This is a genomic window from Pseudomonas sp. CMR5c (assembly GCF_003850545.1).
Classification (GTDB): Bacteria; Pseudomonadota; Gammaproteobacteria; order Pseudomonadales; family Pseudomonadaceae; genus Aquipseudomonas; species Aquipseudomonas piscis.
The window spans coordinates 3,065,423-3,079,487 of record NZ_CP027705.1; the positions used below are offsets into that span (position 1 = coordinate 3,065,423).

At 65.7% G+C, this 14,065-nt stretch carries 12 protein-coding genes; 6 read left to right on the forward strand and 6 right to left on the reverse strand.

Translation table 11 applies throughout. The annotated features are described in order from the left end of the window. Positions 1–46: 46 nt before the first annotated feature. The 5 genes from C4K40_RS14225 to C4K40_RS14245 form a co-directional block, all read right to left on the reverse strand. The gene (locus C4K40_RS14225; protein WP_053129425.1) at positions 47–808 is read right to left on the reverse strand and encodes an SDR family oxidoreductase; all 762 of its coding nucleotides are present in this window, start codon (positions 806–808) and stop codon (positions 47–49) included. Continuing rightward, positions 805–2,187, reverse strand: a complete 1,383-nt coding sequence (locus C4K40_RS14230) for an aspartate aminotransferase family protein (protein ID WP_053129427.1) — start codon at positions 2,185–2,187, stop codon at positions 805–807. Before C4K40_RS14230 ends, C4K40_RS14225 begins: the two co-directional genes overlap by 4 nt. Before the next feature lie 36 nt (positions 2,188–2,223). After that, a complete protein-coding gene (locus C4K40_RS14235) occupies positions 2,224–3,039 on the reverse strand; it encodes a molybdenum cofactor biosynthesis F family protein (RefSeq protein WP_053129430.1) in 816 nt (271 codons plus the stop codon). Positions 3,040–3,128: 89 nt separating this feature from the next. Then, positions 3,129–3,794, reverse strand: coding sequence for a helix-turn-helix transcriptional regulator (locus C4K40_RS14240; protein WP_022639890.1), 666 nt, complete (start codon positions 3,792–3,794; stop codon positions 3,129–3,131). Positions 3,795–3,923: 129 nt separating this feature from the next. Next, positions 3,924–5,258 (reverse strand): aspartate aminotransferase family protein, encoded by a 1,335-nt coding sequence (locus C4K40_RS14245; RefSeq protein WP_083456826.1) that lies wholly within the window; start codon positions 5,256–5,258, stop codon positions 3,924–3,926. A gap of 225 nt (positions 5,259–5,483) precedes the next feature. Here C4K40_RS14245 and C4K40_RS14250 point away from each other — a divergent pair, with 225 nt between their 5' ends. The 4 genes from C4K40_RS14250 to feaR all read left to right on the forward strand — a co-directional run bounded on the left by C4K40_RS14250 (position 5,484) and on the right by feaR (position 10,258). Further along, positions 5,484–6,971, forward strand: coding sequence for an aldehyde dehydrogenase (locus C4K40_RS14250; protein ID WP_022638934.1), 1,488 nt, complete (start codon positions 5,484–5,486; stop codon positions 6,969–6,971). 129 nt (positions 6,972–7,100) lie between these two features. Beyond that, positions 7,101–8,621, forward strand: a complete 1,521-nt coding sequence (locus tag C4K40_RS14255; RefSeq protein WP_053129436.1) for an APC family permease — start codon at positions 7,101–7,103, stop codon at positions 8,619–8,621. Beyond that, positions 8,587–9,180, forward strand: a complete 594-nt coding sequence (locus C4K40_RS14260) for a DUF3156 family protein (RefSeq protein WP_053129439.1) — start codon at positions 8,587–8,589, stop codon at positions 9,178–9,180. The genes C4K40_RS14255 and C4K40_RS14260 overlap by 35 nt, the downstream gene beginning before the upstream one ends. Positions 9,181–9,319: 139 nt before the next feature. Continuing rightward, entirely contained in the window at positions 9,320–10,258 is a 939-nt protein-coding gene (gene feaR, locus C4K40_RS14265; RefSeq protein WP_022638931.1) for a transcriptional regulator FeaR, read from the forward strand. A gap of 151 nt (positions 10,259–10,409) precedes the next feature. On the opposite strand, the gene C4K40_RS14270 is transcribed toward feaR, so the two are convergent. After that, positions 10,410–11,213 carry a helix-turn-helix transcriptional regulator gene (locus tag C4K40_RS14270; protein WP_022638930.1) on the reverse strand — a complete coding sequence of 268 codons (804 nt, stop codon included), beginning with the start codon at positions 11,211–11,213 and terminating at the stop codon, positions 10,410–10,412. Positions 11,214–11,419: 206 nt separating this feature from the next. On the opposite strand from C4K40_RS14270, the gene C4K40_RS14275 reads away from it, so the two are divergent. Together C4K40_RS14275 and C4K40_RS14280 are read left to right on the forward strand one after the other, a co-directional pair. Then, positions 11,420–12,784: an APC family permease gene (locus C4K40_RS14275; protein WP_053129443.1), complete on the forward strand. Its 1,365-nt coding sequence runs from the start codon at positions 11,420–11,422 to the stop codon at positions 12,782–12,784. Positions 12,785–12,793: 9 nt separating this feature from the next. Next, entirely contained in the window at positions 12,794–13,909 is a 1,116-nt protein-coding gene (locus tag C4K40_RS14280) for a P1 family peptidase (protein ID WP_053129447.1), read from the forward strand. The last annotated feature ends 156 nt before the right edge of the window (positions 13,910–14,065 follow it).

Sequence of the window (14,065 nt, forward strand, 5' to 3'; positions counted from 1 at the left end):
GTTTTTAACGCCGCGATGGCAACGCAGGTAGTTCTTCAACCTCCTGCTAGATCTGGGTGTTTTCCGGAAGCAAGGCGCCACCATCCACCACCAGGGTCTGCCCGGTGATGTAGCCGGCTTGCCGGGAGGCCAGGAAGGCCATGGCCCAGGCGATGTCCTGGGGCGCGCCCAGGCGTTTGAGCGGAATGTGCCCGGCCAGGGCACCGGCATCCCCCAGGTTGTCGGTGGCCTGGGTGGCGATCAACCCCGGCTCGACGCCATTGACCGTGATCCCGTATTCCGCCAGCTCCAGCGCCGCAGCGCGGATGAACCCGTTGACCCCGGCCTTGGACGCCGCGTAGTGGGCCAGCCCGGGTATCGCCGTGCGCGGCCCGGTGACCGAGGAGGTCACGACGATCCGCGGGTCCTGGGCCCGGCGCAGCGCCGGCAGGGCGGCCCGGGCCAGCCAGAAGCAGCTCTTGAGATTGACCGCCAGGGTGCTGTCCAGGGTCGCGTCCTCCAGTTCGGCGAGCCGCTGCATGGGGAAGATCCCGGCGTTGTGCAGCAGCAGGTCGAGGCCGCCGAAGGCCTGTTCGGTAGCGGCCACGGCCTGCTCGGCGGCGGCCCGGGTACCCAGGTCGATGGCCAGCAGCTCGGCGCAGCCGCCGGCCTCGCGGATCAGGCGCAGGGTCTCGGCGCCGGCGGCGGCGCTGCGGGTGGCCAGCATCACCTTGGCACCCTGGGCGGCGAACAGCTGGGCGATGGCCCGGCCGATGCCCTGGCCGGAGCCGGTGACCAGGGCGATGCGTCCTGCCTGTGCGCCGCTCATGAAGCTGCTCCCGGCAGCACCTGGGCCAGGCACTGATCCAGCAGGCGGTTGTGCAGGTCCACCTGCTCCTCGCTGGCGCTGGGGCACAGCAGGGCCATGTTGTGGAACGGCGTCAGCAGCACTCCGCGATTGAGCAGGTACAGGTGCAGGTAGGCCTCGATCAGCCCGTGCCGCGCATGGTGGGCTTCGCCGCCGTTGCGCGGGGCATGGGGCATGAACAGGTACTCGACCCGGGCGCCGATGCGGGTCACGTGCCAGGGCAGGCGGTGGCGCTGGATGATCGCCTCGACCCCAGCACGCAGGCGTTCGGCCAGCTGGAACATGCGTTGGTAGTTGGCCTCGTTCATTACCTCGCTGAAGGTGGCGCGCATGGCGGCCATCTGCAGGGCGTTGCCGGCCAGGGTGCCGCCGAAGCCGAAATGGTTGATCGCCTGGCCCGGCGTAAAGTGCGGCAGCACCTGCCAGATCCGCTCGGCCATGGCTTGGCTGGCGCCCCAGACTGCGGTGGGAATGCCCCCGGCGATGCACTTGCCGAGGACGAAGAAGTCCGGTTCCAGGCCATGCTCGCCGCAGTAGCCACCAGGGCCGCAGGACAGGGTATGGGTTTCGTCGATGATCAGCGGCACGTCGTAGCGCCGGGTCAGTTGCCGCAGGCCATCATGGAAGCCCGGCGCCGGCGGCACCATGCCGACGTTGGTCATGAAGGGTTCGGTCAGTACCGCGGCCACGTCGCCATGGACCAGGGCCGCTTCGAGGGCCGGCAGGTCGTTGAACTCCACCAGGCGGGTGGTGGCCTGGTGATGCAGGCCGTTGGCATGCACGCCTTCGCGAGGAATCATCTGGCCGCCGGCATCGAACTCCACCTGGGACTCGTCGACGCTGCCATGGTAGTTGCAGTTGAACACCAGCACTTTCTGCCGGCCGGTGATCATCCGGCACAGGCGCAAGACGAAGCGATTGGCATCGGTGGCCGAGGTGGTGACCTGCCAATAGGGCAGCTTGAAGCGCCGGCTCAGCTCCTGGCCGACCCACAGGCTGTCGGCGGTGGGCAGCATCAGGGTCGAGCCATGCCGTGCTTGCTCGGCGATGGCTGCTGCCACCACCGGTTGGGCGTGGCCGAACATGGCCCCGGTGTCGCCCAGGGCAAAGTCGACGTACTGCTGGCCGTCGCAGTCGGTCAGGGTCGCCCCCTGGGCATCGGCCACCATGATCGGGTACGAGCCGGGCCATTGCTGCATCCAGTGCAGCGGGGCACCGTAGAGCCAATGCTCGAGGTTCTGGCGGTAGAAGGCGCCGGAGCGCGGATGGCGCTCGGCAAACAGTTGCAGTTCGCTCTGGTAGCAGTCGGCGACGCGTTGCAGGTCGAGTCCCAGGGTCATGGCAAGGTCCTGTGAAAAATGTGCGGTGGCAAAGGCTCAGCAATGGCTGGTGCGATTGAGCACCTGGGCCAGGGCGCCCACCGGGAAGTTGGCGAAGCTTTCGAAGTCCGCGCCCTGGTAGCCGAAGATCTTGCCGTCGCTGCGCCCGGCTGCGAGGTCGATCAGCACCAGGCCCAGGGTCGGGACGATCTTTTCCCGCCAGACGAACAGGTACAGCTGCTCGGCGACCTTGTAGTAGTGGCAGCGGTCGGTGTCCGCCAACCCTTGCTCGACGCCCTTGAGGCACTGCCAGCTGTAGAAGTCGGCATTGAGGTAGACGTGTTCGTAGGCCTCGCTGGCGCTGTAGACGTACTGGTTGCGCAGGCCGATCAGCTCCTCCGTGGGGGCGTGCCGTGGCGTGTCGGCGGTGCATGGCCGGTCGATGGCACCGTGCAGGAATTGCGCCTTGACGCTGGTCAGCTCGCCGCCGGCCAGGGCCCGACTGAACAGATCGGTCCGGGTTTCGTCACGGCTGGGCATCTGCCCGAGGACGGCGGTGAAGCACTGGCGCTCCAGGTCCAGGACCAGGCTCACCGAATGGGTGGCGCCCTGGTCCTGCTTGAGAAAATCCACCAGGTACAGGCCGGGGCGCAGCGAGGTGGCGCGGTAGGCCAGTTCCTCGCCGGCGCTTTCGCCGACGTTGTTCCAGCTCAGGGTGGCGGCGCCGAAACGATGCTCGATCTGCCAGCCGTTGTCGAAGTGCAGGGTCATGTGGCGCCCGGCCAAATCGTCGCGGGCGGGGAGGATGTGGTTGTCGCCGGCAAACCCGTCGGCCAGGGCGCCGACGGTGATCCATTCAGGTTGCTGGTTCATGGCAAGGCTCTTGTGCGTTGTCGTAGAGCTGCATGTTCGGGCCTGGTGCGGCGCCTGCCCATCAACCGGATGGTTGAGTCCTGGCTGTTTCAGAGGAACAGCGTGCTTACCAGTTCGGTGCGGTTGCCCGCGCCGACCTTGCGGAACAGGTTGATCAGGTGGGTCTTGACCGTGGGCAGGCCCAGGTCCAGGCGCCGGGCGATGGTCTTGTTGTCCGCTCCGTCGCGCAGCAGCCAGGCGATTTCCCGCTCGCGGGGCGTCAGCCCGGCCAGGCGTGGGTCGGCCTCGGGGCACGGGGCTCGTGCGGCGATTTCCAGCAGCCCCTGCAAGGCTTGCAGGGTGGTCAGCTCATCGTTGCTGAAGCGCCCGAGGCTGGCATCGCGCAGCAGCGAAAGCCCGGCGATGGGGCGCTGTTTGTCGCAGGCCAGGATCTCCACCACATCCAGCACTCCGTGGCGCTGCAGGAAGCCCTGGTACACCAGGGTGTCGTGGCGATCCTGGCGGGCCATGCCCATGTGCAGCGATAGCACCGGGTGCCCGGCGGCTGCGCACAGCTGTGGTTGCAGCGGGTCGTAGCGCCGATAGCGTTGCAGGTAGGCCTGGTGCATCTGTTCGGGCATGCGGTACAGCGCGAAGTCTTGGGCTTGCAGCTGTGGGTCGATGCGGTAGAAGGCGCAGAGGCTGGCGGGCACTACCCGGGTGAAGGCGGCGATGCAGCGTTGGCCCAGTTCATGGGGCATGGCGGCTGCGTGCATGGAAGGCTCCTGGCTGCCCGCTGGGCAGGGGCTCGGGGCTGGCGCAGGTAGCCGGCCGCGCGATGGCGGCCGGCCATTGGAGAGTGCCGGCGCTGCCCGCCGCGAATGCGGGCAGCGCCGGTGGGCCGGTCAGCGCCGGGCTTGGCTGAGGCCCTGGGCGAGGGCGTCGACGATGACATCCACTTGCGCCGGCTGGATCACCAGCGGCGGCGAAAGAATGATCTTGGTGCCCACCGGGCGCACCATGACCCCGTGTTCCCGGGCGATCTGCGCCACCTGGTTGGCGTAGCCGCTGGTGGGGTCGATGGGCTCGCGGGTGCTCTTGTCGGCCACCAGGTCCAGGGCCACCATCAGGCCCTGGCCACGCACTTCGCCAACGCTGTCGAAGCGCTCGACGAACGGCTGCAGCTTGGCCAGCAGGTAGTCGCCCATCTTCGCCGCGTTGGCCGGCAGGTCTTCCTTGACCACGATGTCCAGGCAGGCCAGGGCCGCGGCGCAGGCCACCGGATGCCCGGCGTAGGTGTAGCCGTGCATGATGGCGCCGGTGAAGTTGCCGTTCTTCTCGAACGCTTCCTCGATCCGCCGGTTGACCACGGTGGCGCCCAGGGGGATGTAGCCCGAGGTGATGCCCTTGGCCAGGCACATGATGTCCGGCTTGACCCCCCACAGGCGGCTGCCGAACATCGAGCCGCTGCGGCCGAAGCCGGTGACCACTTCGTCGGCGATCAACAGCACGCCGTACTTGTCGCAAACCTCGCGGATCAATGGCCAGTAGTTGGCCGGCGGCACGATGACCCCGCCGGCGCCCTGGATCGGTTCGGCGATGAAGGCCGCCACGGTGTCCGGGCTCTGGAACTGGATTTCCCGCTCCAGCAGGTCGGCGCAGATCTTGCCCAGCTCCTCCGGGTCCTGGCTGTAGGGGTTGCGGTACAGCCACGGGGTGTCGATGTGGTAGCAACCGGGCAGCAGCGGCTCGTAGTTGCGCCGGAACACCGTGTTGCCGTTGACCGAGGCGCCACCGAAGTGGGTGCCATGGTAGCCCTGGCGCAGGGAAATGAACTTGGTGCGATCGGCCTGGCCCTCGAGCTTCCAGTACTGGCGAGCCAGCTTCAGGGCGCTTTCGATGGCGTCCGAGCCGCCCGAGCTGAAGGCCACGCGGCGCATGTCTTCAGGCTCCAGCAGGTTCATCAAGACCCGCGACAGCTCCTCGGCGCGGGGATGGCTGACCCCGTCGAACAGCTGGAAGTACTCCAGCTCATCGAGCTGGGCGGTGATGGCCGCCTTCACTTCCTTGCGGTTGTGGCCAACGTTGACGTTCCACAACCCGGCCACGCCATCCACCAGTTGACGGCCCTGGTCGTCGTACACATAGCAGCCATCGCCGCGCACGATGCGGATCGGCTCGCGTTGCTTCATCTCGTTGGGGTGCAGCATGGGATGCCAGAAATGGCTTGTTTGGCTCACGTTGGATCTCCTGATAGGGCTCGAACAGCTTGGGGCCATTAGGGCGCGATTGGCCGACGTGTTGCTTGCCTCTGTGTGCCAGGGCATTTGATCCAGGCTGCCAGGTGTTTGTCGAGCCTGTCGGGCTTGGCAGCCAGCGCCAAGTTTTGCGGCAGCCAGGATCAAGACGGCATCGGGCTTTGGGCTCAGAGTCTCGGTCAATAGGTACAACCAAGAGGATTGACGATGAGCGTTGCCATCGACCCACGTGTCGCCGCATTCATAGACAGCCAGCACGGCCTGCTGATCGACGGCCATAGCCGCCCGGCGCTCTCCGGGGCGCGGATGCCGGTCCATAACCCGGCCACCGGCGAGCAATTGACCGAAGTGGCCATGGCCGCTCAGGCCGACATCGACCTGGCGGTGGGCGCTGCCCGGCGCGCCTTCGAAGGTAGCTGGAAAGCCCAGCGCCCGGCCGATCGCGAACGCCTGTTGCTGAAACTGGCGGATTTGCTCGAGGCCAATGGCGAGGAACTGGCGCAACTGGAAACCCTCAACAACGGCCAGTCGATCCACCTGGCCCGGGCCCTGGAAGTGGGCGCGGCGGCGGAGTTCACCCGCTACATGGCCGGCTGGGCGACCAAGATCGAGGGCAAGAGCCTGGATGTGTCCATCGCCGCAGTGCCCGGCGCGCAGTACCGGGCCTACACGGTGCCGGAGCCGGTGGGCGTGGTGGGGGCCATCGTGCCGTGGAACTTCCCGCTGCTGATGGCCATCTGGAAGATCGTTCCGGCCCTGGCCTGCGGTTGCACCGTGGTGCTCAAGCCGGCGGACGAGACCCCGCTCACCGCGCTACGCCTGGGCCAGTTGTGCCTGGAGGCGGGCATCGCCCCCGGGGTGGTCAACGTGGTGACCGGCACTGGTGCGGGGGCCGGGGCGGCGCTGGCGGCCCATCCGGGCATCGACAAGCTGGCCTTCACCGGCTCGACCCAGGTGGGCAAGCTGATCGGCCATGCGGCGGTGGACAACATGACTCGATTTTCCCTGGAACTGGGTGGCAAATCGCCGGTGATCGTGCTCGATGACTGTGATCCGGACACCGCTGCCGCTGGCGCCAGTGCGGCGATCTTCTTCAACCAGGGCCAGGTTTGTACCGCTGGTTCGCGGCTGTACATCCAGCGCGGCATCTATCAGCAGGTGCTCGACCGGTTGGTGGCCATTGCCGGCTCGCTGAGCATCGGCCCGGGCCTGGACGAACAGGCGCAGATCAACCCGCTGATCTCGGCCAAGCAGCAGCGCCGGGTACTGCAGATGGTCGAGCGCGGAGTCGAGGAGGGCGCGCGGGTGCTGTGTGGTGGTACGCCCTTTGGCGAGCGCGGCTTCTATGTCAGGCCCACGGTGGTGGCCGATGTGCAGGCCGGGCAGCAGCTGGTGCGCGAGGAAATCTTCGGCCCGGTGCTGGTCGCCATGCCTTTCGACACCCTGGAAGAGGTGGTGGCGCTGGCCAACGACAACCAGTACGGCCTGGGCGCGAGCATCTGGTCCAACGACCTGGGGCAGGTCATGCAACTGATCCCGCAGATCAAGGCCGGTACGGTCTGGGTCAACACCCACAACATGCTCGACCCATCGATGCCCTTCGGTGGCTACAAGCAGTCCGGTATCGGTCGCGAGATGGGCCATGCGGCCATCGAGGCCTACACCGAGAACAAGTCGGTGTGCATCGCCTATTGAGCCAGACCCCGCAGGCCAGCCCTGCGGGACGACTCCAGGCTGCGCCAGACAGCCGAGCATTGCGGCCACGCGTGCCCTTGAAATGCCTAGAACAATAATCATCAACCCATGCTTTCGAGGTTTACCAGCATGTCGCTCAACGACAGACTCAACCGGCACCTGCACCAGGGTGTCGTCGGTTTTCCCACGGCCCTGGCCAGTGCCGTGGGCCTGATCATGGCCAGCCCGGTGATCCTCACCGCCACCACCGGTTTCGGCATCGGCGGCGGGGCCTTCGCCGCCGCCATGGTGATCGCCCTGCTGATGATGCTGGCGCAGTCCACCACCTTCGCCGAAGCGGCCTGCCTGTTGCCCACCAACGGTTCGGTCTATGACTACCTGGCCTGCGGCCTGGGACGTTTCTTCGCCATCACCGGCACCCTGTCGGCCTACCTGATCGTCCACGTGTTCGCCGGCACCGCGGAAACCATCCTCAGCGGGGTCATGGCTCTGGTCAATTTCGAGTCCCTCAATACCCTGCTGGAGCAGAGCGGCAGCGCCTGGCTGGTGGGGGTGGGGCTGGTGCTGTTCTTCGGCCTGCTCAACGCCGTGGGGATCACGGCCTTCAGCCGCGCCGAGGTGATCCTGACCTTCGGCATGTGGAGCACCCTGATCATCTTCGGCGTGATGGGCGTGCTCAAGGCCCCGGCGGTGCAGCTCGATGGCTGGTTCGGGGCTTCCACGGTGGGCACCGACCTGCCCACCATCCTGTCCCTGGTGGGCATGGCGATGTTCATGTTCGTCGGCTGCGAATTCGTCACGCCCCTGACCCCGGACGTACGCAAGGCCTCGCGGACCATTCCCCGGGCCATGGCCCTGGGGTTGGTGGGGGTCGCGGTGTGCATGTTCATCTATGGCGCGGCGATGAAGCGCCAGGTGGCCAACGTCGCCCTGAGCGAGGACGGCAGCGTGCACCTGCTGGAGACACCCATGGCCATCCCGCATTTCGCCGAGCAGATCATGGGTCCGTTCGGGCGTATCTGGCTGGGGATCGGCCTGCTGTTCGCCGGTGCCGCTACCATCAATACGCTGATGGCCGGGTTGCCGCGCATCCTCTATGGCATGGCCCAGGACGGCGCCTTGCCGAAGGTATTCACCTACCTGCATCCGCGCTTCAAGACGCCGTTGCTGTGCATCGCCGTGGCGGTGCTGATTCCTTGCCTGCACGCCTGGTGGTTGGGCGGCAGCACCGACAGCATCATGCACCTGGTGCTGGCGGCGGTTTGTGCCTGGAGCACGGCGTATCTGCTGGTCACGCTGTCGGTGGTGATGCTGCGCATTCGCCGGCCGGACCTGCCACGGCCCTACAAGTCGCCGTGGTTCCCACTGCCGCAGATCCTTTCTTCGGTGGGCATCCTGCTGGGCATGTGGTTCATCACTCCACCGGGGATGAACCCGAGGGACATCTACTTGCCGTTCGGCAGCATGCTGGGCCTGACCGCGGCGTATGCGCTGGTCTGGACCCTGGTGGTGCAGAAGGTCAATCCGTTTCGCCCGGTGCCGGTGGAAGAGGTGCTGGAACAGGCCCTGGGCCTGGCCCCGGAAGATCTCCCGAACCCTCGGCAGGAGGTGGCCGATGAACCTTTCAAGCTGGCGACAAAACCTCTTTGAACTGTGGCACCGGCCACCCTCGGGTTATCGCCCGGGGCTGACCTTGGGCCAGTTGCGCCAGGATTTGGCGGGGCTCGACTATGTTGGCCAGGGCGCAGCCCAGGGGCGCTTTCGTTGCCCTCGGCGCGGCCTGGAGTTCGAAGTGGCGGAGTGCCCCCAGGCGCAGTTCCTGATGCATATCGTGGTGTGCCAATGGCAGATGCGGGTGCCCGCTGCCGGTCCGGGTCGGGCGCGCATCAGCTTGCGCCATACCGGGGCGATCCGCCGCCAGGGGCTTGCCGCTCGCGTGCGTGACGGCGAGCAGGCCGGCTGGGCGCCTCTTCTCCAGCGCCTGTGCCAGGACCCACAGCTGCTGGCCGAGTTGCTGCCCCTGGATTTCAAGCGCCTGGAGCTGCACCGCGATGACCAGGGTTGGCAGGTGCGCCTGGAGCACTTCGGCGCCAGCGAGGTGGTCAATCGCCTGCCGGGCATGCGCCGCTATATCCGCTTGAATGCTGTGCAACGAGAGGCGCTGCTGGGCAGCCTCGGTCACCTGCAGCGCTTGCTGGCGGATTACTGAAGCGTCCATTGGCACGACCCCTGCTTGAGCCGTGACAGGTTATTCCTGCTGCCGGGCGCCTTGCCTGGCAAATAGATAACATGTTAATGATATCGCCATAAAAACAATGGCGGCCCGAACCGGCTCCTGGAGGTGCACAGTGCTTGCTTCCCAAAGTTTCAGTTCCTGGCTGGGCGCCCTGCAGGGCGTCTGCGGTCGTTTCGATGCCCGCCCGGCGCACAACCCCGCGCTGTTCATCGGTGAAGTGGGCTTGCAGGACTATGCCGGGCTGGAGGTGGCGCAGATCCGCACCAATGCCGGGCTGATTTCCCGGCAAGGCACCCGGGCCGACCAGGCCGACGATCGGCACTGTTTCCTGATTGTCCAGCGCAGCGGCCATGCGCGCCTGAGCCAGGATGGCGAGAGCGTGGAACTGGCGCCTGGCGACATGGCCCTGCTGGATTCCGCCGGCGCTTGCGAAATCGTGCCCCATGGCTTGATCGAGCATGCCTCGTTCCATTTGTGCCGGGAGGAGGTCTACCGGCACCTGCCGGCCCAACAACGCAAGTTCGGCAAGTTGTCGCAGAATTGCGCCAGTGGCCGGCTGATGCGCCTGCTGGTGGAGCAGATCTGCGCCGGCGACCTGCATGGCTGTGCGGCGCAACAGGAGGGCCAGGCCTTGCAGGAGGCGCTGATCGCCTTGCTCGGCCCGACCCTGCGCCAGACCGCCGACAGTCTTGCCGGTCACGATGAAACCCTGCATGGCCAGTGCTTGCGCGACCAGGCCCGGCAACTGATCCAGCAATCGCTCAATGAGCCGGGGCTGACCCCGGTGGCCCTGGCCGGCCAGTTGAACATCTCGGTGCGCCAGTTGTACCGATTGTTCGAGGAGCAGGGCGACAGCGTTTGTCGCTTCATCCAGCGTTCGCGGCTCAAGCGCAGTGCGGCGGACCTGAGCAACCCGCACCTGCGCAACGAATCGATCACCGATATCGCCTTCAAGTGGGGCTTCACCGATTCGGCGCATTTCAGCCGCACCTTCAAGAAGCACTTCGAGCAGTCGCCCCGGGACTACCGCGCGCGTTCCTTGAATGCCTGAGGGCGTTTTGCCGCCGGCGTCGGTGGGGCGAGGCGATCCCCAGAAGGCCCTGTGGGCCTTGTCGCAGCTTCGCAGGCTCAGCAGCGGCTACAGTTCGTGCTGCGTGTAGCCGCTGCCGCAGGCTACGCACGGGTGCGCAGCGGCCGCGGGCTCAGGGGTTTTCCAGGTCGTGGCCCAGGGACTGGATGAACAACGAGAACAGCTCCGGTTGGCTGGAGATGTCCAGCTTGGCGTAGAGGTGCCGGCGGTGGACCTTGACGGTGTCCGGGGAGATCTTCAAGCGTTCGGCCATGGCCTTGGAGGAAAAACCGCGCAGGATCAGCCGGGCGATCTCCAGTTCCCGCTCCGACAGCACGCCACTGCCGAAATGGCTCAGGGCATCGCGGATCTGGCTGGCCATTTCCTCGGCGGCCGGCAGTTGCGGGCGGGCCTGGCTGTGCTGCCAGTGCTGTTCCATGAGGGGCAACACCCAGGCGGCGAAGGTGGTGAGCTGGCCGATGGCTTCGCTGCTGAACAACCGCTGGCTGCCCAGTGACAGCGACAGGGTGCCGGCCCCAGGCAGTTGCAGGATGAACTGCACTTCGTCCTCCAGCACGTTGTCGTGAAAGTAGTTGAGAAAGTACTCGCTCTGGCGAAAGTGGTCCGGCGCCACCTCTTCGAGACGGTACAGGCCGCTGGGGTAGCCCTCGCGACAGGCCTGGAAAAACGGGTCCAGCAGATACAGGCCATTGAGGTAGGTGAGCATCGACGCCGGCTTGCTGCTGGGTTCGGCGTCGTACTCCTCCAGCGCCCGGGGCGGGCCGTCCACCGGGTAGAAGATCGCCAGGGCGTTGTCGAACGGCGTGGCCTGGTGCAACAGCAGGATCAACTGCTTCCACAGGCGTGGGTGGCCGATCAGCGAGAGGGTGCGCCCCAGGCTGGCGTGCAGGCCGACTTCCCTGAACAGGTTACTCAAAGGTTTTACTCCAAGGGTCTATTGCAAGTGTCCTGGCAGGGTTTCGTCGATTTGCCGGATGCCGTCAAGGGGGAGTACTCCAATAGGGGAATTGGTCGCCATCGCGCCACTGCCTAGAGTAGCTGCGGTCAAGTGCGACCCAGAGCGCACCCGCCCGATGAATCTCGTTCCTGCCTCAGACCAACAATAAGCACGAGGATAACGATATGAGCTCTCCCTCCGCGCCCGATGGCGCGCTGAAACCCACCTTGAGCGTGTTCGATGTGGTGGCCATCACGGTGTCTGGCGTGACCCCCGCCAGCTCGGTGTTCGTGATCGCCCCCTTCGCCATCCACCAAGCCGGCAGCGGGGTGTTCCTGGCCTTTGTCATGGCAGGCCTGTTGGCGCTGATGTTCGCCTTCTGCTACGCCGAGCTGGGCCGGGCCCACAACAGCGCCGGCGGCGAGTATGTGTATGCCAAGCGGGTGTTCGGCGGCCTGGCGGGCTACGCGACCTTCCTCACGGTGCTGGTGATGTTGCTGTTCATCCCGCCGGTACTGGCCACGGGTGCCGCCACTTACCTGAACAATGCCCTGGGCACCCAGTACGATTCCCAGACCGTGGCCCTGGTGATCGTCACCTGCAGCTACCTGCTGGGGATTCTCAACATCAAGCTCAATGCCTGGATCACCGGCACCTGCCTGTTGCTGGAAGTGGCGGCGTTGCTGGTGATCGTCTGGCTGGGGTTCGGCAACGCCAGCCAGCCGGTGAGCATCCTGCTGCAGCCGCAGATCGTCGACCATGGGGTGCTGCAACTGGCGCCCTGGGCCCTGGTGATCGGCGCGGTGGGTATCGGCCTGTTCTCCTATAACGGCTACGGTCCGGCAGTGTTGCTGGCCGAAGACATGAAGTGCGGCGGGCGCGGTGTGCACAAGGCAGTGCTCTGGTCCCTGGTATTGGTGGTGATCATCGAGCTGGTACCGCTCACGGCGCTGCTCATCGGTGCGCCTTCGCTGAGCCAGATGCTCGCCAGCCCCGATCCCATCGGCTACCTGCTCACCAGCCATGGCAACGAAACCCTGGCCCGGGTGGTCAGCGCGGGGATCTTCCTCTCGGTGTTCAACGCCATCGTCGCCATCGTCATCCAGATCGGCCGGGTGGTGTTCAGCAGCGGTCGCGATGCCCTGTGGACGCCAGGCATCAATCGCCTGTTCACCCGCATCCATCCGCGCTGGGATTCACCCTGGCTGGCCACGCTGTTCCTGGCGATTCCCTCGGCGGTGCTCAGCTTCAGCTCGAACCTGGCGGACCTGACGTCCTTCAGCGTGCTGTTGATCATGCTGGTGTACCTGGTGGTGGCTCTGAGCGCACTGATGAGCCGGGTCCTGCTACGCGATCGCGAGCATCCCTATCGCATGCCGCTGTGGCCGTTGCCGGCCCTGCTGGCGGTGATCGGCGCCGGCTACCTGCTGGTCAACCTGTTCCTCGAAGCGTCCCTGCGCGACATCATGGTGATCGTCGGCCTGCTGGCGCTGTCGGTGATCCTCTATGGCACCAATGGCCGGTACAGCCCGGCGTTCCAGAAACTGTAAGGAGTGGTTATGCGAGCACGTCAAGCGGGCATCAGCCTGGGGCTGGGAACACCCGGCCCGTTCAATGCGATCACCGATGTTCCGGGGGTGCGGGTCGGCCACAGCACCCTCAAGACCGAGATCGACGGCAAGCAGGTGCGCACCGGCGTCACGCTGATCCAGCCGCGCGCCGGGCATGCGCGCCTGCAGCCGTGTTTCGCCGGCTGCCATGTACTCAATGGCAATGGTGATGCCACGGGACTGGAGTGGATCCGCGAGGCGGGCACCCTGACTACGCCGATCGCCATCACCAACACCCATAGCGTGGGCGTGGTGCGTGATGCGCTGATCGCCCTGGAACGCGAGGAACTGGCCGATCCTTCGGTGTACTGGTGCATGCCGGTGGTGATGGAAACCTTCGACGGCCTGCTGAACGATATCTGGGGCCAGCATGTGGGGCCGCAGCAGGTGCGCGAAGCGTCGGCCCTGGCCGAATCCGGGCCGGTGGACGAGGGCGCGGTGGGCGGTGGCACGGGGATGATCTGCCATGAGTTCAAGGGCGGGATCGGCACCGCGTCCCGGCGCTTGGCGCCGGAGCAGGGCGGCTACACCGTCGGCGCGCTGGTCCAGGCCAACCATGGCAAGCGCGAGGAGCTGCGGGTCGATGGTTATCCGGTGGGGCGCCAGTTGCGCGATATCGTCTCGCCCTTTGCCGAGTGCGGAACCCCGGGCATGGGCTCGATCGTGGTGATCCTGGCCACCGATGCGCCGCTGTTGCCACACCAGTGCCAGCGGCTGGCCCAGAGGGCGTCCGTCGGTATCGCACGTACCGGCGGCGGTACCGAGGATTCCAGTGGCGATATCTTCCTGGCCTTTGCCACGGGAAACCGGGACCTGCCGGCGGCGGACTACGCGCGCAAGGATCTGGGCTTCACTTCACCGCTGGCAATGCTCAACAACGACCATATTTCGCCGCTGTTCAGCGCTGCCGCCGAAGCGGTGGAAGAGGCGATCATCAATGCCTTGCTGGCTGGCGAGCCGATGACCAGCGACGACGGCGTGCAAGTACCGGCCCTGACCCCACAAATATTGAGGAATGCACTGCAACTCAGTGGTTGGAACAATAAACAAGTACCGGAAAACTGAGACACAGTCGGCATAATTCAACAGGAGCGATATTTAATAATTAAATTGTAGATTGTCAGACAATGGGTGCTGCCCAGCAATTGAAAAGGGAATATTTTGACTGGGCAGTCATTGTTTGCTGGAGTTTTGCGGAACAGTGGAATTTGACGTCAAAAA

Bases quoted from the DNA above. Each gene is read 5' to 3' on its own strand.
- C4K40_RS14260 (WP_053129439.1), top strand. From the start codon at position 8,587: ATGAACCTTTCAAGCTGGCGACAAAACCTCTTTGAACTGTGGCACCGG.
- C4K40_RS14250 (WP_022638934.1), top strand. From the start codon at position 5,484: ATGAGCGTTGCCATCGACCCACGTGTCGCCGCATTCATAGACAGCCAG.
- C4K40_RS14225 (WP_053129425.1), bottom strand. From the start codon at position 808: ATGAGCGGCGCACAGGCAGGACGCATCGCCCTGGTCACCGGCTCCGGC.
- C4K40_RS14280 (WP_053129447.1), top strand. From the start codon at position 12,794: ATGCGAGCACGTCAAGCGGGCATCAGCCTGGGGCTGGGAACACCCGGC.
- C4K40_RS14255 (WP_053129436.1), top strand. From the start codon at position 7,101: ATGTCGCTCAACGACAGACTCAACCGGCACCTGCACCAGGGTGTCGTC.
- C4K40_RS14230 (WP_053129427.1), bottom strand. From the start codon at position 2,187: ATGACCCTGGGACTCGACCTGCAACGCGTCGCCGACTGCTACCAGAGC.
- C4K40_RS14275 (WP_053129443.1), top strand. From the start codon at position 11,420: ATGAGCTCTCCCTCCGCGCCCGATGGCGCGCTGAAACCCACCTTGAGC.
- C4K40_RS14240 (WP_022639890.1), bottom strand. From the start codon at position 3,794: ATGCACGCAGCCGCCATGCCCCATGAACTGGGCCAACGCTGCATCGCC.
- C4K40_RS14235 (WP_053129430.1), bottom strand. From the start codon at position 3,039: ATGAACCAGCAACCTGAATGGATCACCGTCGGCGCCCTGGCCGACGGG.